The organism is Caulobacter sp. 602-2, assembly GCF_011043625.1.
Lineage (GTDB): Bacteria > Pseudomonadota > Alphaproteobacteria > Caulobacterales > Caulobacteraceae > Caulobacter.
The window spans coordinates 99,488-125,422 of record NZ_JAAKGT010000011.1; the positions used below are offsets into that span (position 1 = coordinate 99,488).

26 protein-coding genes and 1 pseudogene are annotated in these 25,935 nt (G+C 69.2%); 17 read left to right on the forward strand and 10 right to left on the reverse strand.

Annotated elements, in window-relative coordinates; translation table 11 throughout:
* Window positions 1-58 precede the first annotated feature (58 nt).
* Genes G5B46_RS19400 through G5B46_RS19410 form a run of 3 tightly spaced genes read left to right on the forward strand, consistent with a single transcriptional unit; the run spans window position 59 to window position 2,431 of the window.
* Window positions 59-1,525 carry an FAD-binding oxidoreductase gene (locus G5B46_RS19400; protein ID WP_165261563.1) on the forward strand — a complete coding sequence of 489 codons (1,467 nt, stop codon included), beginning with the start codon at window positions 59-61 and terminating at the stop codon, window positions 1,523-1,525.
* A 53-nt stretch (window positions 1,526-1,578) separates the two neighbouring features.
* On the forward strand, window positions 1,579-1,926 hold the full coding sequence (locus G5B46_RS19405; protein WP_165261565.1) for a RidA family protein: 348 nt from the start codon (window positions 1,579-1,581) through the stop codon (window positions 1,924-1,926).
* Between the two features lie 19 nt (window positions 1,927-1,945).
* Complete coding sequence (locus G5B46_RS19410; RefSeq protein ID WP_165261567.1) at window positions 1,946-2,431, forward strand: hypothetical protein; 486 nt, start codon at window positions 1,946-1,948, stop codon at window positions 2,429-2,431.
* A gap of 314 nt (window positions 2,432-2,745) precedes the next feature.
* Here the strand turns inward: G5B46_RS19410 and rph are convergent, their stop codons facing one another.
* Complete coding sequence (rph, locus tag G5B46_RS19415) at window positions 2,746-3,462, reverse strand: ribonuclease PH (protein ID WP_165261569.1); 717 nt, start codon at window positions 3,460-3,462, stop codon at window positions 2,746-2,748.
* A gap of 138 nt (window positions 3,463-3,600) precedes the next feature.
* On the opposite strand from rph, the gene hrcA reads away from it, so the two are divergent.
* From hrcA to G5B46_RS19430, 3 genes are all read left to right on the forward strand, one after another.
* Complete coding sequence (gene hrcA / locus G5B46_RS19420) at window positions 3,601-4,677, forward strand: heat-inducible transcriptional repressor HrcA (RefSeq protein ID WP_165261571.1); 1,077 nt, start codon at window positions 3,601-3,603, stop codon at window positions 4,675-4,677.
* Between the two features lie 12 nt (window positions 4,678-4,689).
* Window positions 4,690-5,310, forward strand: a complete 621-nt coding sequence (gene grpE / locus G5B46_RS19425; protein ID WP_165261573.1) for a nucleotide exchange factor GrpE — start codon at window positions 4,690-4,692, stop codon at window positions 5,308-5,310.
* A 126-nt stretch (window positions 5,311-5,436) separates the two neighbouring features.
* Entirely contained in the window at window positions 5,437-5,814 is a 378-nt protein-coding gene (locus G5B46_RS19430) for a GIY-YIG nuclease family protein (protein ID WP_165261575.1), read from the forward strand.
* Window positions 5,815-5,958: 144 nt separating this feature from the next.
* Here the strand turns inward: G5B46_RS19430 and G5B46_RS19435 are convergent, their stop codons facing one another.
* Window positions 5,959-6,153, reverse strand: a complete 195-nt coding sequence (locus G5B46_RS19435) for a DUF2061 domain-containing protein (RefSeq protein WP_165261577.1) — start codon at window positions 6,151-6,153, stop codon at window positions 5,959-5,961.
* Window positions 6,154-6,375: 222 nt separating this feature from the next.
* Here G5B46_RS19435 and dnaN point away from each other — a divergent pair, with 222 nt between their 5' ends.
* The 9 genes and pseudogenes from dnaN to G5B46_RS19475 all read left to right on the forward strand — a co-directional run bounded on the left by dnaN (window position 6,376) and on the right by G5B46_RS19475 (window position 15,449).
* Window positions 6,376-7,494, forward strand: a complete 1,119-nt coding sequence (dnaN, locus tag G5B46_RS19440) for a DNA polymerase III subunit beta (RefSeq protein ID WP_101716762.1) — start codon at window positions 6,376-6,378, stop codon at window positions 7,492-7,494.
* A 146-nt stretch (window positions 7,495-7,640) separates the two neighbouring features.
* Window positions 7,641-9,599 carry a S9 family peptidase gene (locus tag G5B46_RS19445; protein WP_346764954.1) on the forward strand — a complete coding sequence of 653 codons (1,959 nt, stop codon included), beginning with the start codon at window positions 7,641-7,643 and terminating at the stop codon, window positions 9,597-9,599.
* Window positions 9,596-9,958 carry a hypothetical protein gene (locus tag G5B46_RS19450; RefSeq protein WP_165261579.1) on the forward strand — a complete coding sequence of 121 codons (363 nt, stop codon included), beginning with the start codon at window positions 9,596-9,598 and terminating at the stop codon, window positions 9,956-9,958. The genes G5B46_RS19445 and G5B46_RS19450 overlap by 4 nt, the downstream gene beginning before the upstream one ends.
* Window positions 9,959-9,990: 32 nt before the next feature.
* Window positions 9,991-10,077, forward strand: a pseudogene (locus G5B46_RS24530) (hypothetical protein); the annotation flags it as partial.
* Between the two features lie 134 nt (window positions 10,078-10,211).
* Complete coding sequence (locus G5B46_RS19455; RefSeq protein ID WP_165261581.1) at window positions 10,212-10,589, forward strand: VOC family protein; 378 nt, start codon at window positions 10,212-10,214, stop codon at window positions 10,587-10,589.
* 105 nt (window positions 10,590-10,694) lie between these two features.
* Entirely contained in the window at window positions 10,695-10,844 is a 150-nt protein-coding gene (locus G5B46_RS19460; RefSeq protein ID WP_165261583.1) for a hypothetical protein, read from the forward strand.
* Window positions 10,845-10,898: 54 nt separating this feature from the next.
* Entirely contained in the window at window positions 10,899-12,077 is a 1,179-nt protein-coding gene (recF, locus tag G5B46_RS19465) for a DNA replication/repair protein RecF (protein ID WP_165261585.1), read from the forward strand.
* A complete protein-coding gene (gene gyrB / locus G5B46_RS19470; RefSeq protein WP_165261587.1) occupies window positions 12,074-14,524 on the forward strand; it encodes a DNA topoisomerase (ATP-hydrolyzing) subunit B in 2,451 nt (816 codons plus the stop codon). Before recF ends, gyrB begins: the two co-directional genes overlap by 4 nt.
* Before the next feature lie 73 nt (window positions 14,525-14,597).
* Window positions 14,598-15,449 carry a hypothetical protein gene (locus G5B46_RS19475; protein WP_165261589.1) on the forward strand — a complete coding sequence of 284 codons (852 nt, stop codon included), beginning with the start codon at window positions 14,598-14,600 and terminating at the stop codon, window positions 15,447-15,449.
* Here G5B46_RS19475 and G5B46_RS19480 read toward each other — a convergent pair.
* The 5 genes from G5B46_RS19480 to G5B46_RS19500 all read right to left on the reverse strand — a co-directional run bounded on the left by G5B46_RS19480 (window position 15,446) and on the right by G5B46_RS19500 (window position 22,583).
* The gene (locus G5B46_RS19480; protein WP_165261591.1) at window positions 15,446-16,096 is read right to left on the reverse strand and encodes a flavin reductase family protein; all 651 of its coding nucleotides are present in this window, start codon (window positions 16,094-16,096) and stop codon (window positions 15,446-15,448) included. The two genes, G5B46_RS19475 and G5B46_RS19480, sit on opposite strands and share 4 nt — an antisense overlap.
* Window positions 16,097-16,318: 222 nt before the next feature.
* Entirely contained in the window at window positions 16,319-17,716 is a 1,398-nt protein-coding gene (locus tag G5B46_RS19485) for an efflux transporter outer membrane subunit (RefSeq protein ID WP_165261593.1), read from the reverse strand.
* Window positions 17,717-17,792: 76 nt separating this feature from the next.
* Window positions 17,793-20,978, reverse strand: coding sequence for an efflux RND transporter permease subunit (locus G5B46_RS19490; RefSeq protein WP_165261595.1), 3,186 nt, complete (start codon window positions 20,976-20,978; stop codon window positions 17,793-17,795).
* A gap of 188 nt (window positions 20,979-21,166) precedes the next feature.
* Window positions 21,167-22,342, reverse strand: a complete 1,176-nt coding sequence (locus G5B46_RS19495) for an efflux RND transporter periplasmic adaptor subunit (RefSeq protein WP_165261597.1) — start codon at window positions 22,340-22,342, stop codon at window positions 21,167-21,169.
* A 64-nt stretch (window positions 22,343-22,406) separates the two neighbouring features.
* On the reverse strand, window positions 22,407-22,583 hold the full coding sequence (locus G5B46_RS19500) for a hypothetical protein (protein ID WP_165261599.1): 177 nt from the start codon (window positions 22,581-22,583) through the stop codon (window positions 22,407-22,409).
* Between the two features lie 168 nt (window positions 22,584-22,751).
* Here G5B46_RS19500 and G5B46_RS19505 point away from each other — a divergent pair, with 168 nt between their 5' ends.
* Window positions 22,752-23,393: a TetR/AcrR family transcriptional regulator gene (locus G5B46_RS19505; RefSeq protein ID WP_165261601.1), complete on the forward strand. Its 642-nt coding sequence runs from the start codon at window positions 22,752-22,754 to the stop codon at window positions 23,391-23,393.
* 6 nt (window positions 23,394-23,399) lie between these two features.
* Window positions 23,400-23,654, forward strand: coding sequence for a hypothetical protein (locus G5B46_RS19510; RefSeq protein WP_165261603.1), 255 nt, complete (start codon window positions 23,400-23,402; stop codon window positions 23,652-23,654).
* Here G5B46_RS19510 and G5B46_RS19515 read toward each other — a convergent pair.
* From G5B46_RS19515 to G5B46_RS19525, 3 genes are all read right to left on the reverse strand, one after another.
* Window positions 23,651-24,112 carry a low molecular weight protein-tyrosine-phosphatase gene (locus G5B46_RS19515; protein WP_165261605.1) on the reverse strand — a complete coding sequence of 154 codons (462 nt, stop codon included), beginning with the start codon at window positions 24,110-24,112 and terminating at the stop codon, window positions 23,651-23,653. The two genes, G5B46_RS19510 and G5B46_RS19515, sit on opposite strands and share 4 nt — an antisense overlap.
* Window positions 24,113-24,249: 137 nt before the next feature.
* Window positions 24,250-24,912 (reverse strand): hypothetical protein, encoded by a 663-nt coding sequence (locus tag G5B46_RS19520; RefSeq protein WP_165261381.1) that lies wholly within the window; start codon window positions 24,910-24,912, stop codon window positions 24,250-24,252.
* 197 nt (window positions 24,913-25,109) lie between these two features.
* Window positions 25,110-25,766, reverse strand: a complete 657-nt coding sequence (locus G5B46_RS19525; RefSeq protein ID WP_165261383.1) for a hypothetical protein — start codon at window positions 25,764-25,766, stop codon at window positions 25,110-25,112.
* Between the last annotated feature and the right edge of the window lie 169 nt (window positions 25,767-25,935).

Below are 25,935 nucleotides of genomic sequence, written 5' to 3' on the forward strand. Positions count from 1 at the left end.
ATCGGCCTTCACAACCTGCGGCTAAGCTGTCTGCGTCAGGGACGCGGGGGCGGACGGCATGTCGGAAACGATTTCTCGGCGCAAAGCGCCTTCCCGTCGCGAGGCGGTGGGCGGGATCGCGGCCGGGGCGGCCGTGCTGGCCGCGCCCGCGATCGCCGCGCCGACGTCCGGCCCGATCATCCTCGACGACGTCAGCGGCCTGAACGCCACGCCGGTGGCCCGCCACCTGCGGCCGCCGGTCGGCGAGGGCCTGGTCGAGACGCTGCGGCGGGAGTTGAAGGCGGCGGCCGCGGAGGGGCGTCCGGTCTGCGTCGGCGGGGCGCGCCACTCGATGGGCGGCCAGAGCCTGGCGCGGGACGGCGCGGCGATCACCTTCGACCGCGGCGTCTGCAGGCCGGACGCCGACGGCCGGACCTACCACGCCGGGGCCGGCGCCCGCTGGCGCGACGTGATCGCGACGCTCGACCCGCTGGATCGCGCGCCCATGGTCACCCAGGCCAACAACGACTTCACCCTGGGCGGAGCGTTCAGCGTCAACGTCCACGGCTGGGCCGCGCCGCTGGGGCCGATGGGCTCGACCGTGCGGTCGATCAGGCTGCTGACGGCTGACGGCCAGCTGGTGCGCTGCTCGCGCGAGGTCGAGCCGGACCTGTTCGCCCTGGCCATGGGCGGTTACGGCCTGCTGGGGATCATCGTCGACCTGGAGGTCGAGACGGCGCCCAACGTCCGCCTCAAGCCCAGCTACGAGAAGACAGCGGCGGCCGGGTTCGGGTCGCGCTTCGCCAAGGCTCTGCACGAACCCGGCGTGGTCATGGGCTACGGGCGCCTGTCGGTGTCGCGGCGCGATTTCTTCGAAGAGGCGATGATGACGGTGTTCCGGCGGGTGGACGGCGATCCCGAACGCCTGTCGGGCAAGGGCGATCCGATGGCCGGAGTGGTGCGCGAGCTCTACCGCGCCCAGATCGGTTCGGAGTTCTGGAAGACCCTGCGCTGGCGCGCCGAGACGCGGCTCAAGCCCAGCCTGGACAACAAGGTCTTCACCCGCAACGCGCTGATCAACTCGTCGGTGGATGAGCTGGCCGGCCGCGACCGCCGCCGCACCGACATCCTGCACGAATACTTCCTGCCGCCCGAAGGGCTGGACGGCTTCCTGGCGGCCTGTCGCGGCATCATTCCGAGGTCGGGCCTTGATCTGCTGAACGTGACGCTGCGCTACGTGGCGGCCGACCGGACCAGCGTCATGGCCTTCGCCCCGACCGACCGGGTGGCGGCGGTGATGTCGTTCTCGCAACCCCTGACGCAGAAGGCCGACGAGGCGATGAAGCCCGTCACCCAGGCGCTGATCGACGCGGCCCTGGCCAGCGGCGGCTCGTTCTACCTGCCCTACCGCCTGCACGCGCGGCCAGACCAGCTGGCGCGGGCCTATCCGGGCCTGTCGCGGTTCGTGGCCGAGAAGCGGCGGCTGGATCCCGGCGGGCTGTTTCGCAACACCATGTGGGACCGCTATTTCGCCGGCGTGGCTTGACGGCTGGGGCGCAAGGCGGTCTTGCCGCCGTGAGCGAAGCGATGAGGTTTCAGATGATCGAACGTATCGGCAAGGCCAAGCGGTGGAGCGACGCGGTCGCCTTCAACGGCGTGGTGTTCCTGTCGGGCCACGTTGCCGAGGAGACCCGCGGCCGCTCGGTGCTGGAGCAGACCAAGGAAGTGCTGGCCCAGATCGACGAGACCTTGGCCGAGGCCGGCTCGAGCAAGGACAAGCTGCTCAGCGCCACCATCTACCTGGCCGACATCGCCGGCTTCGACGAGATGAACCAGGCCTGGGACGCCTGGGTGGACAGTGAAAATCCGCCGGCCCGCACCACGGTCGAGGCCCGCCTGGCCCGTGCGGACTACGCCGTCGAGGTGACGGTGGTCGCGGCGCGCTAGGGAGAAACGGATGCGGGTCTTGAAGCAAGCTCTTGTGGCCGTCCTGGCCGTCGCGGCGGCCGGGTCTTCGCCGGCGCTGGCCTGCACCTTGGCGCCGCCGGCCACGCCGGAGGTCAAGCGCCAGCGAACGCTCGATTTCCAGGCCAGCCTGTGGGATCGCTCCGAAGCGGTGTTCTTGGCCTCGGTCGAGCGACGCGGCCAGGTGACGATCGGGGGCGGCGGCTCGATGACGGGGCAAGAGGCCGTGCTCAGGCCGATCCTGCAGTTGAAGGGGCCGCGCGTGGCCTCGCCCGTCACTGTGCGCCACACCAGCGTCACTTCGTGCGGGCCGGCGCCGTTCCTGGACGCCCTGCATCCGCAGGCCGAAGGGGTCTTCGTGGTCTACGCGTCGTCGGCGGCGCCGACGGGCGACGGGATCATCGGGACGCTGGCGCCCAAGGCGGTGATGGAACCGCGCGTCCTGGAGGCCTGGGCGCAGGCCTATGGGCGCGAGACGTCGCGCTAGGGTCGGTACTCAATTGGCCGAGGGCAATGGGTTATCTGTTTCAACAGCTTATAGCAGTTGTCATCCCGGCCGCAGCGCAGCGGAGCGCCGGGATCTCCCACAGTTCAGAACCTGCCGACGTGGGAGATCCCGGCTCTACGGATCGCTGACGCGCTCCTCCGGCCGGGAAGACACGTTTCTTTGCACGCCAATTGAGTCCAGACCCTAGGCCGGATCGATCTTCAGCCAGCCTGATCCACCGAGCTCCCCGCCGTCGCGGGGAAGCCACGGTTTGTGAGGGCGCCAGGCGGCCACGCCGCGTGGCGCCCTCTTCGTTACTTGCCGATCGCCGCGCGCTGGAAGGCGAACAGTTCGCCGATGCCCTTTTCTGCCAGGCCGAACAGGGTGTCGAACTCGCCGCGGGTGAAGCCGCGCTTCTCGCCGGTGGCCTGGATCTCGACGATGTCGCCGCCGCCGGTCAGCACGAAGTTGCCGTCGGCCTCGGCGTTGCTGTCTTCCTCGTAGTCGAGGTCGAGCACCGGGGTGTCCTTGAAGACGCCGCAGGAGACGGCCGCCACCTGGCCCAGGATCGGGTCGGCCTTCAGCACGCCCTCTTCCAGCAGGTAGTTGGTGGCCAGGCGCAGGGCGACCCAGGCGCCGGTGATGGCGGCGGTGCGGGTGCCGCCGTCGGCCTGGATGACGTCGCAGTCGAGGCTGATCTGGCGCTCGCCCAGGGCCTTGAGGTCGACGACGGCGCGCAAGCTGCGGCCGATCAGGCGCTGGATCTCCTGGGTGCGGCCGGTCTGCTTGCCGGTGGCGGCCTCGCGGCGGCCGCGGGTGTGGGTGGCGCGCGGCAGCATGCCGTATTCGGCGGTGACCCAGCCGGCGCCCTTGTTGCGCATCCAGCCGGGGACGTTCTCCTCGACCGTGGCCGTGACCAGCACCTTGGTGTGGCCGAAACCGATCAGGCACGAGCCTTCGGCGTAACGGTTGACGCCGGTCTCAAGCGTGACGGCGCGAAGCTGGTCGGGGGCGCGTTCGGACGGACGCATGGGCAAACTCCGGTCTAGTGGGCTCCAGGAGAGCCGAAGGGTCTGGTCGTATCTGAAGGCGCCGCTTATCCTCCCCCAGGCGGGAACCTCCAAGTCCCCGCTCGATTTTTTCGTCTCTCGCTCCTATCTCGAAGGGCCATGACGCAGCTTTTTCCGGGACCGATCGCTCGGACGCCCGGCCTTACCGAGCTCGACGCCCGCGCCCGCGACATCTTCCGCCGGGTGGTCGAGGGCTATCTGGAGACCGGCGAGCCGGTCGGGTCGCGCACCCTGTCGAAGGGCGGCGTGCAGCTTTCGCCGGCCTCGATCCGCAACACCATGCAGGACCTGGCGCAGCTGGGCCTGCTGGATGCGCCGCACACCAGCGCCGGGCGCATGCCCACGCACGCGGGCCTGCGGATGTTCGTCGACGGCTTTCTGGAGGTCGGCGACGTCGGCGAGGACGAGCGGCGCGAGATCGAAAGCCGCCTCTACGCCAAGGGCCGCACCTTCGAGGAGGCGCTGAACGAGGCTTCGGCCATCCTGTCGGGCCTGGCCGGCGGGGCCGGCATCGTCGTCACGCCGGTGCGCGAGGGCGGGGTCAAGCACGTCGAGTTCGTGGCCCTGGGCGGCGGCCAGACCCTGGCGGTGATGGTCTTCGAGGACGGCACGGTCGAGAACCGGCTGATGCGCGGCGGGGCGGGGCTGACCCCCTCGGCCTTCCAGGAGGCCTCGAACTTCCTCAACGCCCGCCTGCGCGGCCGCACCCTGACCGAGGCCAAGGACGAGATCCGGGCCGAACTTGAAACCGCTCGCCGCCAGCTGGACGAGACCGCCGCGCGCCTCGTGGAGGACGGCCTGGCCGCCTGGGGCGGCGGGGAGGGGGCAGAGCGGGCGCTGATCGTGCGCGGCCGCGCCAACCTGCTGGCCGACACGGGCGCTCGCGAGGACCTGGAGCGCGTGCGCCAGCTGTTCGACGACCTGGAGCAGAAGGGCCAGCTGATCGGCCTGCTGGACGACGTGCGCGACGCCGAGGGCGTGCGGATCTTCATCGGGGCCGAGACGCGACTCTTTTCGCTTTCGGGTTCCTCCGTGATCGCGGCGCCCTATATGACGGGGCGACAGAAGGTGCTGGGCGCGATCGGCGTGATCGGCCCCACGCGTTTGAACTATGCCCGGGTGATCCCGCTGGTGGACTATACCGCCCGCGTGCTCGGCCGGATGATCGATGGATGAGGACTGTTTGAAATGACCGACGAGCAAACGCCGGCCGAAGACGTCGCTTTCGAAGCCGAGGACCTGGCGCAGGAAATCGAGGCCCTGAAGGCCGAAATCGCCGCGATGAAGGACCAGGCGCTGCGCTATGCGGCCGAGGCCGAGAACGTCAAGCGCCGCGCCGAGCGCGAGATGAACGACGCCCGCGCCTACGCCATCCAGAAGTTCGCCCGCGACCTGCTGGGCGCGGCCGACAACCTGTCGCGCGCCACCGCGGCCAGCCCGCGCGATTCGCAGGACGCGGCGGTGAAGAACTTCATCGTCGGCGTCGAGATGACCGAGAAGGAGCTGCAGGCGGCCTTCGAGCGCAACGGCCTCAAGAAGGTCGACCCGACCAAGGGCGAGAAGTTCGATCCCCACCTGCACCAGGCGGTGATGGAGCAGCCCTCGGACGAAGTCGCCGCCGGCGGCGTCGTCGCCGTGCTGCAGGTCGGCTACGAACTGCTGGGCCGTCTGGTGCGTCCGGCCATGGTGGCCGTCGCCGCCAAGGGCTCCACCGGCCCGGCCCCGGCCGAACCGGCGGCCGCCGCGGCCAACCCCTACAAGGCCTCGGGCGAGGACGCCGGCGGTTCGGCGTTCGACACCAAGGCTTGATGAAGAGGCCCTCTCCGCAAGGAGTGGGCCTTTTTCTTATTTCCTTTTGAGTGTCATCCCGGCCGAAGCGCCGGGATCTCCCACGCCGGCCATGACAACCGGCCTTTCATGGGTAAATATCAACCCATGATTGAGCGAGTTTATTTCGTCTACATCATGTCGAACCGCAAGGGCGGCGTGATCTATGTGGGCGTCACCTCGGACCTCGCGACCTGCGTCCTGCAGCATCGCGCCGGCGACACGGGCGGCTTCACCAAGCGCTACAACTGCCGCCGTCTCGTCTGGTTCGAGGGCTTCGACGACGTCCGCGATGCGATCGATCGCGAAAAGCGGCTCAAGCGCTGGCTGCGGGCGTGGAAGGTCGACCTGATCGAGGCGCGTAATCCGGACTGGAAGGATTTGTGGCCGGCGTTGATGGGGCAGGAGCGCTTTCCGTGGGAGACGGAGGCGGACTTCCTGGCCCCCGGTGATCCAGGAACGCTGACCTGGATGCGAAGGGATTGATCGCCCCCTTGAGTTTGTCATCCCGGCCGGAGGCGCAAAGCGCCGTAGAGCCGGGATCTCCCACGTCAGCAGTTTCTGAGCGGTGGGAGATCCCGGCGCTCCGCTGCGCTACGGCCGGGATGACAGAGAAAGTTGCTGCGCAGCCTAAGCCGCCGCCTTTTCCTTCCCCACCTTGCTCCACACCCGCTCATGCAGGTTGAAGGCCACGGTCTGGACCAGCGGCTCGACGATGCCGACGGCCAGGGCCACGCGCCAGTCGCGGGTCAGGGCGTAGGCGACGGCGATGGCCACCGTCAGGTGCATGGTGGCGTAGGTGGCGGTCTTGATGGCGAGGCGCATGGCGCGATCTCTTGTGCGACTGATTATCAATATAAGAAATTGACTTGACCCTGCAAGGGTTCCGAACGGGATTCGCCCACCGCCGGATGCGCCAAAAGGCCGCGTCAGGCTCTTCCCTGTCGGCCCGATTACGGTAATGTCCGTGGTCCATTGACGACGGGGCCGTTGCGCGAGGGGGATTCTCTTGATCGACCAGGCCCTGCGTCCAGCTTGGACCGAGAAATGAAGCTTACCATCGAGCGGGCGGCGCTGCTGAAGGCGCTGGGTCACGTGCAGAGCGTCGTCGAGCGCCGCAACACCATCCCGATCCTGTCCAACATCCTGCTGTCGGCGGATCGCGACACCCTCTCGTTCTCGGCCACCGATCTCGACATGGAGATCATCGACGAGGGCCTGGCCCAGATCGACGTGCCCGGTCAGATCACCGCGCCGGCTCACACCCTGTACGAGATCGTCCGCAAGCTGCCCGACGGCTCGGACGTGTCCCTGAACTTCTCGGGCGACGACCCGCGCCTGGTGATCCAGACCGGCCGCTCGCGCTTCAACCTGCCGGTGCTGCCGGCCGGCGACTTCCCGGTGATGAGCAACGAGGGCCTGTCGAGCCGCATCGCCGTCGACGTCAACGAGCTGATGCGCCTGATCGACAAGACGCGCTTCGCCATCTCGACCGAAGAGACCCGCTACTATCTGAACGGCCTCTACCTGCACACGGTCAACGAAGGCGGCGAGACCAAGCTGCGCGCCGTGGCCACCGACGGCCACCGCCTGGCCCTGGCCGAGATGCCGGCGCCGGAAGGCTCGGCCGGCCTGCCGGGCGTGATCGTGCCGCGCAAGACCATCGCCGAGGCCCGCCGCCTGCTGGAAGACGCCGGCGAGTCGATCGACCTGCAGGTCTCGCCCCAGAAGGTCCGCTTCGAGTTCGGCCGCGCCGCCCTGACCTCGAAGGTCATCGACGGCTCGTTCCCCGACTACATGCGCGTGATCCCCAAGGACAACGCCAAGATCCTGACGCTGGACAACGACCTGTTCGCCAAAGCCGTCGACCGCGTGGCCACCATCTCGGCCGAGAAGAGCCGTTCGGTGAAGCTGGCCATCGAGCCGGGCCGCATCACCCTGACCGTCCGCAACATGGAAGCCGGCCAGGCCGTGGAAGAGGTCGAGGTCGACTACGACGGCGAGCCCTTCGAAATCGGCTTCAACGCCCGCTACCTGCTCGACGTCTGCGGCCAGATCGGCGGCCCCCAGGCCGAATTCCGCTTCGCCGACCCGGCCTCGCCCACCCTGGTGGTCGACCCGACCGACCCGGGCGTGAAGTACGTGCTGATGCCGCTGCGGGTTTAAGACCGCATATTTTCCGCCTGTCCCCGCGAAAGCGGGGATCCAAGCTGATGTTGAGCCTCCTGGCGCCGCGCCCCTCCTTGCCTCGGCTTGGATCCCCGCCTACGCGGGGATGAACGGTGGAGGGGGCGGTTCCCGGAGACGCCCTCGTGAAATCCCGCCTGCTTGTCCTGACCGCCGCCCTGGCGCTGTCGACCTCGACCCTGGCCCTGGCTCAGACCCAGCCGGTCGAGCGCCGCGAGATCGGCAATCAGATCCTCGAGAACGTGCCGACGGCCGATCCTTCGATCCGGGCCAGCCTGGCGCGCTACCAGAACGCCCGCAGCGCCAGCTTCCAGGACTGGGCCAGCGCCGGCGGCATGCTGATCGTCACGCGTTTCGGCAACACCAACCAGATCCACCAGGTCGCCGCCCCGGGCGCCGACCGCAGCCAGCTGACCTTCCACGACGAGCCGGTCAGCGGCGTCCACACCCTGCCCGCCAATGGGACGTCTACTGGCGAGATCCTGTTTTCCAAGGATACCGGCGGCGACGAGTGGTTCCAGCTGTTCGTGCGCGACGCCTCGGGCAAGGAGACCCAGCTGACCGAAGCGGGCACCCGCAACCAGTCGCCGGCCTGGTCGGGCGACGGCAAGGTGCTGGTCTGGAGCCGCGCCACCAAGGGGTCGGCCAATTACGACGTCGTCATGCGCGACCCCGCCGCCCCGGGCGGTCGCCGGGTGATCTTCCAGGGCGAGGGCCAGGTCTCGCCGATCGACGTCTCGCCCGACGGCAGGACCGTGCTGCTGGGGCGCTATTTCTCGATCGGCGAAAGCAAGCGCTGGCTGCTGGACGTGGCCACCGGCAAGACCACCGAACTGAACCCGGTCAAGGGCAAGGTCTCCTATGACGGCGGCGTCTTCACGCCCGGCGGCAAGTCGGTGCTGATGCTGTCGGACGAGGGCTCGGACTTCATGCGCCTGGTGGAGTTCGACCTGGCGACCGGCAAGAAGGCCCTGGTCTCGGGCGAGCGCCGCTGGGACGTCGAGGACTTCAAGCTGTCGGGCGACGGCCGCGTCCTGGCCTACGTGGTCAACGAGGACGGCTATTCCAAGCTGGTGGTGCAGGACTTCCGCACCCGCCGCGCCCTGCCGCAGCCGGAGCTGCCGGGCGGCGTGGTCTCGAACCTGGCCTTCTCGGCCGACGGCGGCAAGCTGGGCTTCTCGCTGGCCACGCCCACGGCCTCCAGCGACGCCTGGAGCTTCGACCTGGCCAGCGGCCAGGTCACGCGCTGGACGGCCTCGGAGCTGGGCGGCCTGGACGCCAAGGCCCTGGTCAGCCCGGAACTGGTGCGCTTCCCCTCGTTCGACAAGCGCTCGATCCCGGCCTTCGTCTACAAGCCCAAGCTGGCCGCGGGGCAGAAGGCGCCGGTGATCATCGACATCCACGGCGGCCCGGAAGGCCAGTCGCGGCCGACCTTCAACCCGTTCCACCAGCACACGACGGCAGAGCTGGGCGCGGCGGTGATCGTCACCAACGTCCGCGGCTCGTCGGGCTACGGCAAGACGTTTCTCAACCTCGACAACGCCGAGAAGCGCGAGGACTCGGTCAAGGACATCGGCGCGCTGCTCGACTGGATCAAGACCCAGCCTGACCTGGATCCGAACCGCGTCGTCGTCTACGGCCAGTCCTACGGCGGCTACATGTCGCTGGCGGTGATGACCCACTATTCCGACCGCCTGGCCGGCGGGGTCGAGCGCTACGGCATCTCCAACTTCGTCTCGTTCCTGCAGAACACCGAGGCCTATCGCCGCGACCTGCGCCGGGCCGAGTACGGCGACGAGCGCGATCCGAAGATGCTGAAGGCCTTCGAGACGATCTCGCCGCTGAACAACGTCGGGAAGATCACCAAGCCGATGCTGGTCATGCAGGGCTGGAACGATCCGCGGGTGCCCAAGTCGGAGTCCGACCAGGTGGTCGCCAAGCTGCGCGAGAAGGGCGTGGAGACCTGGTACGTCCAGTTCAAGGACGAAGGCCACGGCTTCGCCAAGAAGATCAACAACGACCGCCGCCGCGAGGTCGAGACCCAGTTCCTGCAGAAGGTGCTGGGCGTCGGCGCCGCCCAGTGAGTTCGCGGGGCGGTCCCGCCGGCCTGCTGCGCGAGGACCGCTTCGACGATCTCTTCGAGCGGATGCTGACCCTGTGGGCGGCCATCGACTTCTCGGACTGCTCGACCTGGTTCGAGCGCTCCGAGGCGGTCGCGGCCGCCTTTTCGTCGCTGGAGGGGGCGGTCGACCTGGCGGCCATGAACGCCGCCGTACACCGGGCGATCGCCGTCGATGCGCCGTTCGAGGTTCCGGTGCGGGACCTGGTCGACCGCGCCGTCGCCCGCGAGGTCTTCGAGGTCGAGATGCGCCGCGTGCTGCTGGGCGCGGCCGGCGTGTGGCGACTGACCGAGGTCGAGGTCGCGCGGGGATATTTCGGGTAGGGGGCGCCTTTTATCGCACCTACATTCTTCGTCATCCCGGCCGCAGCGAACCGGAGAGCCGGGACCCAGGAGCCGGCGCAGTGCGGTTGCCCCTGGGTCCCGGGTCTGCGGCCCGCTAAGCGGTCCTCCGCCCGGGATGACGACGTTTGATGGGCTGTGAAATCCGTTGGCTGAGTAGGGATTTACTGCGCTCTTGCCCCTCGCCGTCGGGCCATGCCAACGTCCGTTTCATAAGAAAACGGGAGGCGCCGCCATGGCCAAGATCAGCTACATGACCGTCGGTTCGAACCGGCTGGAGGAGGCCAAGGCCTTCTACGACGCCCTGCTGGGCTCGATCGGCATGCGGCCGCTGTTCGAGCATCCGTCCGGCGGGCGGCTCTATCGCGGCAAGGGCGTGGGCATGTTCGGCGTGCTGGGTCCGTATGACGGCAATCCGGCCTGCATCGGCAACGGCATGATGGGCGGCTTCGACTTCGAAACCCGCGAGGAGGTCGACGCCTTCCACGCCAAGGCCATCGAACTGGGCGGAACCTGCGAGGGCGCGCCCGGCGAGCGGATGCCCAAGGCCTATTTCGCCTATTTCCGGGATCTCGACGGCAACAAGCTGTGCGCCTACCGGCTGGGGGAATGACGGGAAGTAGGGGCGGGGAGCTCTCTGCTAGGGCTGTTCTTTTTTCCGCCCTGATCCGGGCGTAGCGCGGCGGTGTCGCTTCTTCCTCTCTGCTGGAGACACCCCATGCGCCTGGCCTGGGACCGTATCGCCGTCGTGCTCGTGAGCGCCGGGGCCTGGGCCCTGGTGCTGCTGGCCGGTCCGCACCTGATGCACGGCTTGCGGAGCGCGCCGCGTCTTCTGGCCCATGCCGGCGGACGGCGCTGGCAGGGCTGACGGGCGGGCCAGCCGGCGCGTGACGCGGCGGGCGACCTACCGTAAGAGACGCCCATGGCGTCCGCCACCATCGCCCGCCTGCGGCTCACCGACTTCCGATCCTACGAGCGCGCCGACCTGATCACCGGCGGGCGCAGCGTCTACCTGTTCGGGCCCAACGGCTCGGGCAAGACCAACCTCTTGGAAGCCGTCAGCCTGCTGTCGCCCGGCAAGGGGCTGCGGGGATCGAGCCTGGCCGAGGTGGGCCGCCGCCTGCCGGGCGAGGCCGTCGGCCGGGCCTGGGCCGTGGCCGCTGAGATCGAGCAGGCCGACGGCGAGCCGCTGAAGGTCGGCACGGGCACGGAAGCGGCCGGAGCCTCGCGCCGCATCGTCCGCGTCGAGGGCGAGACCGTGCCGCCGGGCCGCCTGGCCGACCATGTGCGGCCCATGTGGCTGACCCCCGCCCAGGACCGCCTGTTCCTCGAGGCCGCCTCTGAGCGGCGCAAGTTTTTCGACCGGCTGGTGTTCGCCGCCGAGCCCGCCCACGCCAGCCACGCCAACGCCTACGACAAGGCCCAGCGCGAGCGCATGCGGCTGCTGTCCGACGCCGCCGACGGCGGGGCGCCGGCCGATCCGGCCTGGCTGACCGTGCTGGAGGCCCGCCTGGCGGCGGCCGGCGCGCTGATGGCGCAGGCCAGGGCCCGGACGCTCATCGCCCTGCAGGCCGAGATCGACGGCCGCGGCGACCGCCCGTTCCCGCAGGCCCGGCTGACCCTGACCGGCGCCTGGGAGCAGATGGCGCTGGACGGGGTTTCGGCCGCCGAGATCGAGCTTCAACTGGCTGGCGCGCTGGCCGCGGCGCGGCCGCGCGACGGGGCCGCGGGAAGGGCCTTGACCGGGCCGCACCGGGGCGATCTGGCGGTGTTCCACGTCGACAAGGACCGTCCGGCCTCGGAATGCTCCACCGGCGAGCAAAAAGCGCTGATTTTGAACCTGGTTCTGGCCCAGGCGGCGAGACTTTCGCGTGCGGAATCCGCGCCGAATCCTATAGTGTTGCTCGACGAAGTCGCCGCGCATCTCGACCTTACCCGGCGAGCCGCTCTGGCCGATGAACTCACGGCGCTCAAGCTCCAGGCCTTCCTCACCGGCACGGACGAGTCGCTGTTCGACCACCTCAAGGGTCGGGCGTTGGGCGTTCGCGTCAGCGAGGCCGGCCTGACCCCCCTTGAGTTTACGGCTCTGGAAGACGAATGACCGAGAATACCGAAGGCCAAGTTCCCGAAGCTCCCGAAGAAGCCGTCGCCGGCGAATACGGCGCGGACTCGATCAAGGTCCTCAAGGGCCTGGATGCGGTGCGCAAGCGTCCCGGCATGTACATCGGCGACACCGACGACGGCTCGGGCCTGCACCACATGGTCTACGAGGTGGTCGACAACGCCATCGACGAGGCCCTGGCCGGCCACGCCACCAAGGTTCAGGTGATCCTCAACGCCGACGGCTCGGTGACGGTCACCGACGACGGGCGCGGCATCCCCACCGACATCCACGAGGGCGAAGGCGTCTCGGCGGCCGAGGTCATCATGACCCAGCTGCACGCCGGCGGTAAGTTCGACCAGAACAGCTACAAGGTCTCGGGCGGCCTGCACGGCGTGGGCGTCTCGGTCGTGAACGCCCTGTCGGACTGGCTGGAGCTGCTGATCCACCGCAACGGCAAGGTCCACCAGATGCGCTTCGAGCGCGGCGACGCGGTGACCTCGCTGGCGGTGACCGGCGAGTCGCCGGTGCGCGAGGACGGCCCCAAGGCCGGCGAGACCCTGACCGGCACCGAAGTGACGTTCTTCCCGTCGAAGGACACCTTCGCGTTCATCGAGTTCGACCGGAAGACCCTGGAGCACCGCCTGCGCGAGCTGGCGTTCCTGAACTCGGGCGTGACGATCTGGTTCAAGGACCATCGCGACGCCGAGCCGTGGGAAGAGAAGCTGTTCTTCGAGGGCGGCATCGAGGCCTTCGTGCGCCACCTCGACAAGGCCAAGGCCCCGCTGCTTAAGGCCCCGATCACGGTGCGCGGCACCAAGGACAAGGTCGAGCTCGACCTCGCCATGTGGTGGAACGACAGCTACCACGAGCACATGCTGTGCTTCACCAACAACATCCCGCAGCGGGATGGCGGCACGCACCTCTCGGCCTTCCGCGGCGCCCTGACCCGGGTGATCACCGCCTATGCCGAAAGCTCGGGCATCTCCAAGAAGGAGAAGGTCAGCCTGGGCGGCGAAGACAGCCGCGAGGGCCTGACCTGCGTGCTGTCGGTCAAGGTGCCCGATCCCAAGTTCAGCTCGCAGACCAAGGACAAGCTGGTCTCGTCGGAAGTGCGCCCCGCCGTCGAAAGCATGGTGCAGGAAGGCCTGGCCACCTGGTTCGAGGAGCACCCGAACGAAGCCAAGCAGATCGTCAGCAAGATCGCCGAGGCCGCCGCGGCCCGCGAGGCCGCCCGCAAGGCGCGTGAATTGACCCGCCGCAAGAGCGCGCTGGAAATCTCCAGCCTGCCCGGCAAGCTGGCCGACTGCTCGGAACGCGATCCGGCCAAGTCCGAGATCTTCATCGTCGAGGGCGACTCGGCCGGCGGCTCGGCCAAGCAGGCCCGCAACCGCGACAACCAGGCCGTCCTGCCGCTGCGCGGCAAGATCCTGAACGTCGAGCGCGCGCGGTTCGACAAGATGCTGTCGTCCGACCAGATCGGCACGCTGATCACGGCGCTGGGCGCCGGCATCGGTCGCGAGGACTTCAACCCGGACAAGGTGCGCTACCACAAGATCGTGCTGATGACCGACGCCGACGTCGACGGCGCCCACATCCGCACCCTGCTGCTGACCTTCTTCTACCGGCAGATGCCGCAGCTGATCGAGCGCGGCTACATCTACATCGCCCAGCCGCCGCTCTACAAAGCCAGCAAGGGCAAGTCGTCGCGCTACCTGAAGGACGACACAGAGATGGACGCCTTCCTGGTGGACGAGGGCGTCGACGGCGCCGAGCTCGACCTGGGTTCGGGCGAGCGCCTGATCGGCCAGGACCTCTTGGCCCTGGTGCAGCTGGCCCGTTCGGCCAAGGCCAACATCGATCGCCTGGCGGCCCGCGCTCCGGCCTCGGCCATCGAGCAGGCGGCGCTGGCCGGCCTGCTGGGCGAAAGCCCCGAAGCGGCCAAGGCCGCCCGCCGCCTCGACCTCTACAACGAGGAGGGCGACGGTCCCTGGAGCGGCGAGCGCGCCGACACCGGCTTCGTGTTCAGCCGCGTGCGTCGCGGCGTGTCCGAGCGCATCGTGCTCGACGACGTGCTGCTGCACGCCGCTGACGCCCGTCGCCTGGCCGAACGCGCGGCCAAGCTGGCCGAGGTGTTCGAAAAGGCGGCCGTCTTCCGCCGCAAGGACAAGAGCACCACGATCCGGGGTCCGCTCGACCTGGTGCAGGCCGTGCTCGACGCCGGCCGCAAGGGCCTGACCATCCAGCGCTACAAGGGCCTGGGCGAGATGAACCCCGAGCAGCTGTGGGAGACCACGCTCGACGTCGACGCCCGCACCCTGCTGCAGGTCAAGGTCAACCACGCCGACGACGCCGACGACATGTTCAGCCGCCTGATGGGCGACCTGGTCGAGCCGCGCCGCGAGTTCATCCAGGAAAACGCCCTGGACGCCGAAGTCGACGTCTGACGAAGCTTCGCCCTTGCGGGTGAGCGATGTTCTGTGAAACCCTCCCAGGTTGAGCGACCTGGGAGGGTTTTTCATGTCGGTTTCGGTGTTGGCGGCCTTGATGCTGGCGCTGTCGGTCGCGCAGGGCGCGGCGCAGCCTCCGGCCGTGGACGAGGTCGAGGTCTCGCCCCAGGGCGTGGATCCCTATCCGGGCTTCGTGCGGCGGGCCACGCCCCTGACGCCGGCCGGCAAGGTGATGATGTGGGCCGGCCCCCTGTGCCCTTACGTGGCCGGCGGGCGCACGGAAGAGAACCGCTACCTGCATGACCGCATCAGCCAGATGGCGCGCGATGCGGGGGTGCGTATGGCCGCCAAGGGCTGCCAGCCCAACCTCACCGTCGTGCTGGCCGACGAGCCCGAAAAGCTGGTGCGCAAGGCCAGGGCGGCGGGCAAGTTCTGGGTCGACCGCGAACGGCCCTTGAGCTTCGAGCGCTACGCCACGACCGATCGTCCGGTGCGGGTGTGGACCAACTTCGCCGAGGTCGACGTGATGCGCGGCGCGGTCAGCGCCGACGGCCTGGGCAACGACCTGCTGATGTTCACCACCAGCAGCGCCGGCTCGCGCGTGCGCACCTCGGTGGTGGGCGTGATCCAGGACCAGTTCGTGGTGGTCGATCGCCGCCGGATGGGCGGCCGCAAGCTGGGCGGCCTCGCCGACTACGTGGCGCTGGCCGGCGTCGCCTCGGCGCGCGCCGATCGCGACTACGAGGGGTTCAACACCGTGCTCAACCTCTTCACCGAGGAAGGCAGGACCGACGCCTCGCCGATGGACCGGGCCTATCTGCGCGGCCTGCAGACGGTGAAGCCCGACTCGCCCGGCGGCTCGCAGATCGGCCAGGTGGTCACCGCGATGCGCGCCGAGCGCGACGGGCGGGCCAAGCCCTAGTCCGCAGGCGGAATGTCGGCCTTGGTCGGGCGGAAGATCTCGAACATGGCCGACGGATCGACGGCGACGTAGTCGCCGCGGCCGCCCCAGCGCAGGATCGGCCGGCCGGCGGGCGCGTCGTAGACGCGGTCGTCACGGATCAGGCGGCGGTCGATGTGGACGGCGACGACCTCGCCGAAGGTCATCCAGGTCTCGACCGCCTCGCCGGCTGCCGTGGTCAGCTGGAACGACTGGGTGACGCGGCACTCGAAATTGACCGGGCTTTCCAGCACGCGCGGCGCGGCGATCAGCGTGCTGTCGACCGGCGTCAGCCCGGCCAGCGCGAACTCGTCCTGGCCGGGGGCGGCGGGGGCCGAGGTCATGTTCATCGCCTGGGCCAGCTCGCGCGTCGCCAGGTTCCAGCAGAACACGCCGGTGGCCTGGACGTTGGCGATGGTGTCCTTCCAGCCCGTAGAGGCGAAGCCGACGATCGGCGGGGTGTAGTTGAAGGCGTTGAAGAAGCTGTAGGGCGCCAGGTTGCGCCGCCCCTGGGCGTCGACGCTGGAGATCCAGCCGATCGGGCGCGGGCCGACGATGGAATTGAACGGATCGTGGGCCAGGCCGTGGCCGTCGCGGGGGTGGTAGAGGTAGGCATCGGCGGCGGCCATGCGGGCTCCGAGTAAAGGGCGCGGACGCCATATAAACCTCTCCCATGGGGAGAGGGAGGGGCCCGCGCCGCAGGCGTGGGAGGGTGAGGGGGTAAGGCGCCGGCCCGCGCATGGCTTGAACGACGGCGCTGGGTTTGGGGGAGGGGACCGCAGGCGGTGCAACCCCTCACCCTCCCATGCTGCGCATGGGCCCCTCCCTCTCCCTCTGGGAGAGGTGTTTCCTTACGACCACCCGCCTCCCAGCGCCTTGTAGATGGCCACGACGTCGGTGTTGACGCCGGTCTCGGCGACGGTCAGCGCGTCTTCCGCCGCCAGCAGGGTGCGTTCGGCGTCGAGCAGCACCAGGAAGTCGATGCCGCCTTCCTTGTACTGGATGCGGGCCAGCTCGGCCGCGCGGCGCGAGGCGGCGGCCTGGTCGGCCAGGCTTTTGAGCCGGGCCTGGCGCTGGGCGTAGGAGACGAGCGCGGTCTCCAGGTCCTCGATCGCCGCCAGCACGGTCTGGTCGTAGGCCGCCAGCGCCGCGTCGTTGCGGGCTTCCGCCGCCTTCAGCCGCGCCCGGGCGCCGCCGAGGTCCAGAGCCGGCCAGCTGACCGCCGGGGCGATCGACCAGGCCTGGCTGGCGCTGTTGCCGAAGCCCGACGAGGTGCCCGACAGGAAGCCGACGAAGCCGCTGACCCGCACGCGCGGGAACAGGTCGGCGGTGGCCACGCCCACCTTGGCGGTCTGGGCCGCCAGGCGGCGTTCGGCCGCCTGCACGTCGGGACGGCGGCGCAGGAACTCGGACGCCTCGCCGATCGGCAGGGCGGCGACCAGCGGCGCGGGCTCCTCGGCGCGGGGCGCGAGCTGGGCGTCCAGTGCGCCCGGGCGCTGGCCGGTCAGGACGGCCAGGCGATAGTTGGCGCGCGTGGCGGCGGTGACCAGGTCGGGGATCGTGCCTTCCGTGGCGTTGAGGCGCGCCTCGGCGCTGGCGACGTCGATGGCCCCGCCGGCCCCGGCCTCGAACCGCACGCGGGTCAGGCGCAGGGTGTCGCGCTGGGTCTCGAGGTTGCGGCGGGCCACCGCCAGGCGGGCCTGGGCGCCGCGCAGTTCCAGATAGTTGCGGGCCACCTCGGCGGCGACGCTGACCTGCACGTCGCGCAGGTCGGCCTGGGCCGCGCCGGCCTCGGCGCCGGCGGCCTGCACGCCGCGGCGCACCCGGCCGAACAGGTCGATCTCCCAGGCCGCGTCGAGGCCGGCGCGATAGCTCTCGACCTCGACCCGCTGGTCGGAGAAGCCGGGCTGCTGCTGCTTGGTGTCGGTGTAGCCGCCCGAGGCGGTGACCCGCGGGATCTGGTCGAGGCGCGCGTCCTTGAACAGGGCGCGGGCTTCGTCGACGCGGGCCACGGCGACCTTGAGGTCGAGATTGGCGGCCAGGGCCTGGGAGACCAGGGCGTCGAGCGTCGGGTCGCCGAACGCCTTCCACCACTGGGCCTCGGGATTGGCGGCGGTGGAGGCGACGGCGGGCGTCGCGTTCTGGAGGGCGACGGGGGCGGGCGTCGGGGCCTTGTAGGTCGGGCCGACGGCGCAGGCCGTGGCCAGCAGCGAGGCGCCGGCGATCAGGGCTGTGCGAAGGAGGGTCATGGGAGCCTCGGAAGTCTCCCTTCCCCCGAGAGGGAAGGGACAGGGATGGGTGTGCTTGGGTTGGGAAGCGAGGCGATCAGCCGTGGGCCTGGGCCTCCGCCGCCGGGGCCGTCTTGACGGTCGCCAGCGACTTGCGGCCCGAGAGCCGGCGGATGACGTAGTAGAACACCGGCGTCAGGATCAGGCCGAAGACGGTGACGCCCAGCATGCCGGAGAACACCGCCACGCCCATGGCCCGGCGCATCTCCGCGCCCGCCCCGTGCGACACCACCAGCGGCCAGACGCCCATGATGAAGGCGATCGAGGTCATCAGGATGGGACGCAGGCGCAGGCGGCAGGCCTCCAGCACCGCCTGGAGCGGCGTGTCGCCCTCGATCTCGCGTTCGCGGGCGAACTCGACGATCAGGATGGCGTTCTTGCACGCCAGCCCCACCAGCACGATCAGGCCGATCTGGGTGAAGATGTTGTTGTCGCCGCCGGTGACCAGCACGCCGACCAGGGCCGACAGCAGGGTCATCGGAACGATCAGGATCACCACCAGCGGCAGGCTCCAGCTTTCGTACTGGGCGACCAGCACGAGGAAGGCCAGCAGCACGCACAGCGGGAAGATGTAGATCGCCGTGTTGCCGGCCAGGATCTGCTGGTAGGTCAGCTCGGTCCATTCGAAGCCGATGCCGTTGGGCAGTTCCTCGGCCGCGATCTTCTCCAGCGCCGCCTGGGCCTGGCCGGTCGAGAAGCCGGGCGCCGGGCCGCCGTTGATCTCGGCGGTCAGCATGCCGTTGTAGTGCATCTCGCGGTCGGGACCGGTGGCCTCCTTGAAGCTGACAAAGGCGCCCAGCGGGATCATCTGGCCGTCGCCGTTGCGGGTCTGCAGGCGCAGCATCTGCTCGGGCTGCAGGCGGAAGTCCTGGTCGGCCTGCACGTTGACCTCGTAGGTCCGCCCGAAGCGGTTGAAGTCGTTGACGTACAGCGAGCCCAGATAGACCTGCAGGGTCTCGAACAGGTCGGTCAGCGACACGCCCTGGGCCCGGGCCTTCTCACGATCGATGTCGGCCTGGATCTTCGGAACGCTGACCTGGTAGCTGGAGAAGACGCCGGCCAGGGCCGGATCCTTCTGCGCCTTGGCGATGATCGCCTGGGTCTGCTTGTAGAGCTCGTCCGAGCCGAGGCCGGCCTTGTCGACGATCTGCATGCGGAACCCGCCGATGGTGCCCAGCCCCTGCACGGACGGCGGCGGGAAGACCGCGATCTGGGCGTCGGGGATGGCGGCGAACTTCTGGTTCAGCTGGCCCACGATGGCCCCGGCCGAGAGCTCCTTGCCGCGGCGGTCCTTGAAGTCGCTGAGCGGGAAGAACACCGCGCCGGCGTTGGGGCTGTTGATGAAGCCGTTGGCCGACAGGCCCGGGAAGGCCACCGAGTGCTCGATGCCCGGGGTCTTCATGGCGATGTCGCCCATCTGCTTGATCACGGCCTCGGTGCGGTCCAGCGAGGCGGCGTCGGGCAGCTGCACGACGGCGACCACATAGGCCTTGTCCTGCTGCGGCACGAAGCCGGACGGGGTGCGGGCGAACGCGAGAGCGGTGAGCAGCAGCAGGCCGCCATAGACGAACAGCGAGGCGGTCGAACGGCCCAGCGTCGCCTTCACGCCGCGGACATAGCCGTTCGAGGCGCGGTGGAAGACCTTGTTGAAGGGAACGAACAGCCAGCCCAGCAAGCGGTCGATCAGCTTCTGGAAGCGGTCCTTGGGCGCGTGGTGCGACTTCAGGAGCACGGCGGCCAGGGCCGGCGACAGGGTCAGCGAGTTGACGGCCGAGATGATCGTCGAGATGGCGATCGTCAGGGCGAACTGACGGTAGAACTGGCCCGACAGGCCGGTGATGAACGCCGTGGGGATGAACACGGCGCACAGCACCAGGGCCACGGCGATGATCGGGCCGGTGACCTCGCTCATCGCCTTGCGGGTGGCTTCGGGCGGCGAGAGGCCGTTCTCGATGTGCCGCTCGACGTTCTCGACCACGACGATGGCGTCGTCGACGACGATGCCGATCGCCAGCACCAGGCCGAACAGGGTCAGCGCGTTGAGGCCGAAGCCCAGCAGCAGCATGATCGCGAAGGTGCCGATCAGCGACACCGGCACGGCCAGCAGCGGGATCACCGAGGCGCGCCAGCCCTGCAGGAAGATCACCACCACGATGACCACCAGGATGATGGCCTCGATCAGGGTGTGGACCACCGAGTCGATGCTTTCCTGCACGAAGGCGGTGGTGTCGTAGATGATCTCGTAGTCGACGCCCTCGGGGAAGTCCTTCTTCAGCTCCTTCATGGTCTTCTTGACCTCGGCCGCCATCTCCAGGGCGTTGGAGCCCGGGCGCTGGAAGATCGGCACGGCCACGGCCGACTTGTTGTCGAGCAAGCTGCGCAGGGCGTAGTTGTTGGCGCCCAGCTCCACGCGGGCCACGTCGCCCAGGCGGGTGATCTGGCCGTCGGCGCCCGAGCGGATGATGACGTTGCGGAACTGGTCCTCGTCGGTCAGGCGCCCGGGGGCGTTGATCGACAGCTGGAAGTCGGCGCCCGAGCCGGCGTTGGGCGGCGCGCCCAGCTGGCCGGCGGCCACCTGCACGTTCTGCTCGCGCAGGGCGCGGACGACGTCGCCGGCGGTCATGCCGAGCGCGGCCACCTTCTCCGGATCCAGCCACACCCGCATGGAGTAGGCGCCGGCGCCGAAGATCTGCACGTCGCCCACGCCGTCGATGCGCTTGAGCCGATCACGCACGTTCAGCTGCGCGTAGTTGCTGAGGTACAGCATGTCGTAGCGGTTGTTGGGCGAGACCATGTGCACGACCAGGGTCAGGTCGGGCGAGGCCTTGTTGGTGGTCACGCCGATGCGCTGCACCTCCTGGGGCAGTTTCGGCAGGGCCTGGGCCACGCGGTTCTGAACCTGCACCTGGGCCTTATCCAGGTCGGTGCCCAGCGCGAAGGTCACGGTCAGGATCATGGCCCCGTCCGAGGCCGACTGGGACGACTGGTAGATCATCCCCTCGACGCCGTTGATGGCCTGCTCCAGCGGGGCGGCCACGGTCTCGCCGATCACCGACGGGTTGGCGCCGGGATAGGCCGCGCGCACGACGACCGTCGGCGGCACCACTTCGGGGTACTCGCTGATCGGCAGGTTGGGCAGGGCCACGAGCCCCGCGATGAAGATGACGATGGACAGCACGGCGGCGAACCGCGGTCGTCCGACGAAGAATTTTGCGAAATTCATGGGAGGCGTCCGGGGAGGGGAGGGACGTACAAGGTCGTTCCCTCCCCCTTTGATGGGGGAGGGGAGCGTTCAGAGGGGCCGCCCTCGTCCTTCGACAGGCTCAGGATGAGGGCTAGTTTTGCGAGGGGCGGGTCGGTTGAGACCCTCATCCCGAGCTTGTCGAAGGACGAGGGGGTCGCGCTCCGCCGTCAGTTCTGCTGCACGGGGCTGGCGACCGCGGCCACCTTCTGCGGGCCGACTTCCAGCTGGCCGAGGTCGGCGGCTTCAGTCTTGACCGCCACCGGCGCGACGGTGTCGCCCGGCTTGACCTTCTGCAGGCCGCCGACGATCACCCGGTCGCCGGGCTTGAGGCCCTGGCGGACGACGCGAAGGTTGCCGGCCAGCGGACCCACCTCGACCGGGCGGTACTGGGCCTTGTTGGCCTGGTCGACGACGATCACATAGCGCTTGCCAAGGTCGGTCGCGATGGCGCGGTCGGGGGCCAGGGCCACCGTCTGGGCGGCGGCGCTGACCAGGCGGATGCGGGCGAACAGGCCCGGCGTGAACTTGCCGTCGGCGTTGGCGAAGATCGCCCGGCCGCTGATCGTGCCGCTCTTGGCGTCCAGCGCGTTGTCGATGAACGACAGCTTGCCCACGTGCGGATAGCCGTCCTCGGTCATCAGCCCCATATAGACCGGGCTTTCCTTGCCGCGCTCGGCGGCGGCGTACTTCAGGAAGGTCTGCTCGTCGGCGCTGAAGGCCGCGTAGATCGGCGCGTCGGAGACCACCGTGGTCAGCATGTCGGCCTGGGTGACCAGGTTGCCGCGGGTGATGCGGGCCTTGGAGACGCGGCCGTCGATCGGCGAGACCACGCGGGTCCATTCCAGGTTCAGGCGGGCGGTCTGCAGGGCGGCCTGGGCGGCGGCCAGATTGGCCTGGGCGGCCTTCTCTTCCGAGGCCAGGCGGTCGAATTCGCTGCGGGCCAGGGCGTTCTGGTCGATCAGCCGCTGGCCGCGCTCGCGGTTGACGACGGCCAGATCAAGGCCGGCCTTGGCGCGGGCCACTTCGGCGCCGGCGCGGGCGGCTTCGGCCTGGAACGGGCGCGGGTCGATCTCGAACAGCACCTGGCCCTTGCGGACATAGGCGCCTTCGGCGAAGCGCACGGCGTTCACGTAGCCGCCGACGCGGGGCCGGATGTCGACGGTGTCGACCGCTTCCAGGCGGCCGGTGAAGTCGTCCCACTGGCGCAGCGACTTGAAGGCCACGTCGGCGACGGTGACCTGCACGGCGGGAGCGGGGCCCTGTTCGGGCTTGGCCTGGGCGCTGCAGGCGGTGAGGACCGCCAGCGCGGCGAGGCCGGCGAAGGTGTTGATGGCTTGGCGCATCGGAAGACCTGTCGAAAAGAACGCCCGGGGGAGCGGGCGGACGGGGAGGGGACGCTTGGGACGGCTATTCCCAGGTCGGCGGGCGATAGGGCCGCGACGACCGGGTGCGGGGCTTGGGCGCGGCGGCCTTGCCGATCCACCGCTGGATCGAACGGCCGTGACGCGCGGCGCTGGCCAGCCACCCGGAGGCGCAGGCCGTGGCGGCTTCGGGGGCGGCGGTGATGTCGCTCGCGTTCGGCATGGCTTGCGCTCCGTTCAAGGGGTAAGAGGGGGAGAAATGTCGCAGGGTCTGTTGCTTGACTTGGCTCGGCGGAATGACGATTTAGGATGTGACGATACCGTTCGGTATCACTCCCTGGCGGAGAGATACTGACCGGTAACTCTCACGTCAAGGCGAGGTGCTGCGAAAATGGCTGCGAGAAAATCTGGGGAGGTCGGCTCGGGGGAGCTGGGAGCCGGGACGGCGTGCGCGCCGGACGGTCCGCCAGCGTCCAAGAGGCCCGCCCGCGACCGGATCTTCGAGACGGCCCGCGAGCTCTTCTACCAGCACGGCATCCGGGCCGTCGGCGTCGAGGCCATCGCGGCCGAGGCCGAGGCCACCAAGATGACGCTGTACCGGAACTTTCCGTCGAAGGACGAACTGGTCGCCGAGGTCCTGCGCGAGCAGGAGCGCGAGTACTGGGCCTGGTGGGACGGGGTGACGGCGTGCTGCTGCACCGACCCGCGCGCCCAGCTGGAGGCGATCTTCGACGCCTTCGAGACCAAGGCCTGCGACATGAACGTCCACGGCTGCCCGCTGTCGAACGCCGCCATCGAGCTGCACGAGGAAAACCACCCGGCCCAGCAGGTGTCGGTGAACTACAAGCGCTCGCTGCACGGCCGGCTGATCGACCTGTGCCGCCGCGCCGGCGCGGCCGACGACGAACTGGCCGACGCCCTGATGCTGCTGATGGAGGGCTCCTACACCGCCCGCGTCACCCTCGGCGCCGACGGCCCGGCCCGCTCGGTCGCCCGCGCCGCGCGGAGCCTGATCCGCGTGCATCTGGGGTAGGGTCCGATGGGGCTGGTCTGGCGCTTCCTGGCCTTCGTCCTGCTGGTCGCCGTCGTGTTCGGCGGCAAGCTGCTGGTGATCGACGGCGGCTGGCCGGGCCAAGACCTCGGCGCCTGGGCCATGTTCGCCGGCGTCACGGTCGGGATCGCCGCGCTGCTGTTCGGGCTTGAGCGTCTGCTCAGCCTGTTATCGCCGCGCCGGGGGCGCTTTGGCCGCCGTAAGCCCGTCGATCTCCTGAAGGACTGGCCGCCCGGGCTCTAGCTCGCGATCTTCGCCGCCAGGCCACGGGCCCCCGCAACGGCGTCGGCCCAGGTGATCTCGAAGCCGGCGTCGTCGCCGTAATAGGGATCGGCCACGGCCTGACCGGCGCGTCCGTCGACATGGTCGAGCAGCAGGCTCAGCCGCGCCGGGCTTCCCGCCGGCGCCAGCCGCCGCAGGTTGCGCAGATTGTCGAGGTCCAGCGCCACCACGTGGTCGAAGCGCTCGAAATCGGCCGCCGTCACCTGGCGGGCCGCATATTGGCCGATCTCGACCCCGTGCCGCCGCGCCGTCGCCTGCGCCCGACGGTCGGGCGGATCGCCCGCGTGCCAGCCGCTGGTGCCGGCCGAATCCACGACGACGTCCAGCCCCCGCCGTTCGGCTTCCTGCCGGAAGGCGGCCTCGGCCAGAGGCGATCGACAGATGTTGCCCAGGCAGACGAACAGCACGGAAACGGTCATGTGCAATCGCTAGGGCCAAACCCGCCGCGCCGACAACGCCTATTTTTGGATGGCTCCCAGGGGGCGACGCCCCGCCGTAAAGGCGACGAGCCGAAGCCCGGCTCGTCGCCCGTCTCATGAAACGGCAGTTGCGCGCGTCAGACGGCGCAGCTGGCGGTTTCGGTGTCTTCGTCGGTCTTGTCGTAGGCGCGCAGGCTGCCGTCTTCGTTGGTGTAGATGAACAGCAGCATGTTCGGATCGGCGGTGATGCCGCGCGGCAGCGTGGTGCTGTTGACCAGGGCGTTGTACTGGTCCCAGTCGCCGCCCACGTGGTTCGACGGCGTGCGGTCGTCGACGCCGGCGACGTCCGGATGGTTGTGGACGTAGCCGACGATGCGGGCGCCGTCCGGCACGCCGCTGGAGCCGATCTGGACCTGACCGGTGTCGTTCTGGGTGTAGATGGCGCCCATGCCGACCGTGCCGTTGAGCTCCCAGATGAGCGCGCCGTACTCGAAGGTCTCGTCGTTGCCGGCGGCGATCTGAGCGGCTGCCGAGCGGGCCGTGTCGAGGATCGCGCCCGGCGCCACGCCCTCGGGCGAGGCTTCGACGCAGGGCGGATATTCTTCGGTGATGCCGTCGCCGCCGCCGTCGGGGCCGACGCCGCCGTCACCGCCGTCCCACCAGCCGTCGCCGCCGTCGCCGCCGTCCCACCAGCCGTCCCAGCCGTCGCCGTCGCCGCCGTCGGCCGTGACGGTGATGCCGTCGACTTCGTCGGCGCCGCCGGTGACGAAGTCGAGCTCTTCTAGGGTCAACTCACGCATACAGAATCCACCTGTCTGGAAAACACCCTCAAAGCGGGTGTTGTGAAATCATGCATGCCAAGGTCGAGCTTGCGAGGCGCCTCTGCGGGCTGCGTGATAACAATATCGTTATCCTGGGTTGCAGTTATGAAAATACGCATTTGGCGCGAAACGGCGAGCCGAAAGTGCGGCTCGCCGTCCGCATCAGGCTGAGCGCGTCAGACGGCGCAGCTGGCGGTGGTCGTGCCTTCGTCGGTCTTGTCGTAGGCGCGGACCTTGCCGTCTTCGTTGGTGTAGATGAACAACAGCATGTTCGGGTCGGCGGTGATGCCGCGCGGCAGCGAGGTGCTGTTGATCAGGCCGTTGTACTGATCCCAGTCGCCGCCGGCGTGGTCGGAAGGCGTGCGGTCGTCGATGCCGCCCACGTCCGGGTGGTTGTGGATGTAGCCCACGATACGGGCGCCGTCCGGCACGCCGCCGGCGCCGATCTGGACCTGACCGGTGTTGTTCTGCGTGTAGATGTTGCCCACGCCGACAACGCCGTTGAGCTCGTAGATGAGCGCGCCGTACTCGTAGGTCTCGTCGTTGCCGGCCGCGATCTGGCTGGCCGCGTTGCGGGCCGCGTCGAGGATCGCGCCCGGCGCCACGCCCTCGGGCGAGGCTTCGACGCACGGCGGATACTCCTCGGCCGGGGGATCGCCGCCGTCTCCGCCGCCGCCGTCGTACCCGCCGTCGCCGCCGTCATAGCCGCCGTCCCACCAGCCGTCCCAGCCATCCCAGCCGTCGCCGTCGCGGGTGCCCGTGACCGTGATCGTCTCGAGCGTATCGATACCGCCGCTGATCAGTTCAAGCTCTTCCAAGGTCAGCTCACGCATTCATCACACCTGTCTGGAGCCTCGCCCTTCCTGGGCGACGCGCTCTTTGACGCATGCTTTCCGCGTATTTCACAGAGAACATTTTAAGGTTGCATTGTCACGTCTCTGTGATCGGAAGTGGCGCTGTGGACGACGCCGACAATCCGGTTGCCAAGGGTTCGTGTACGCC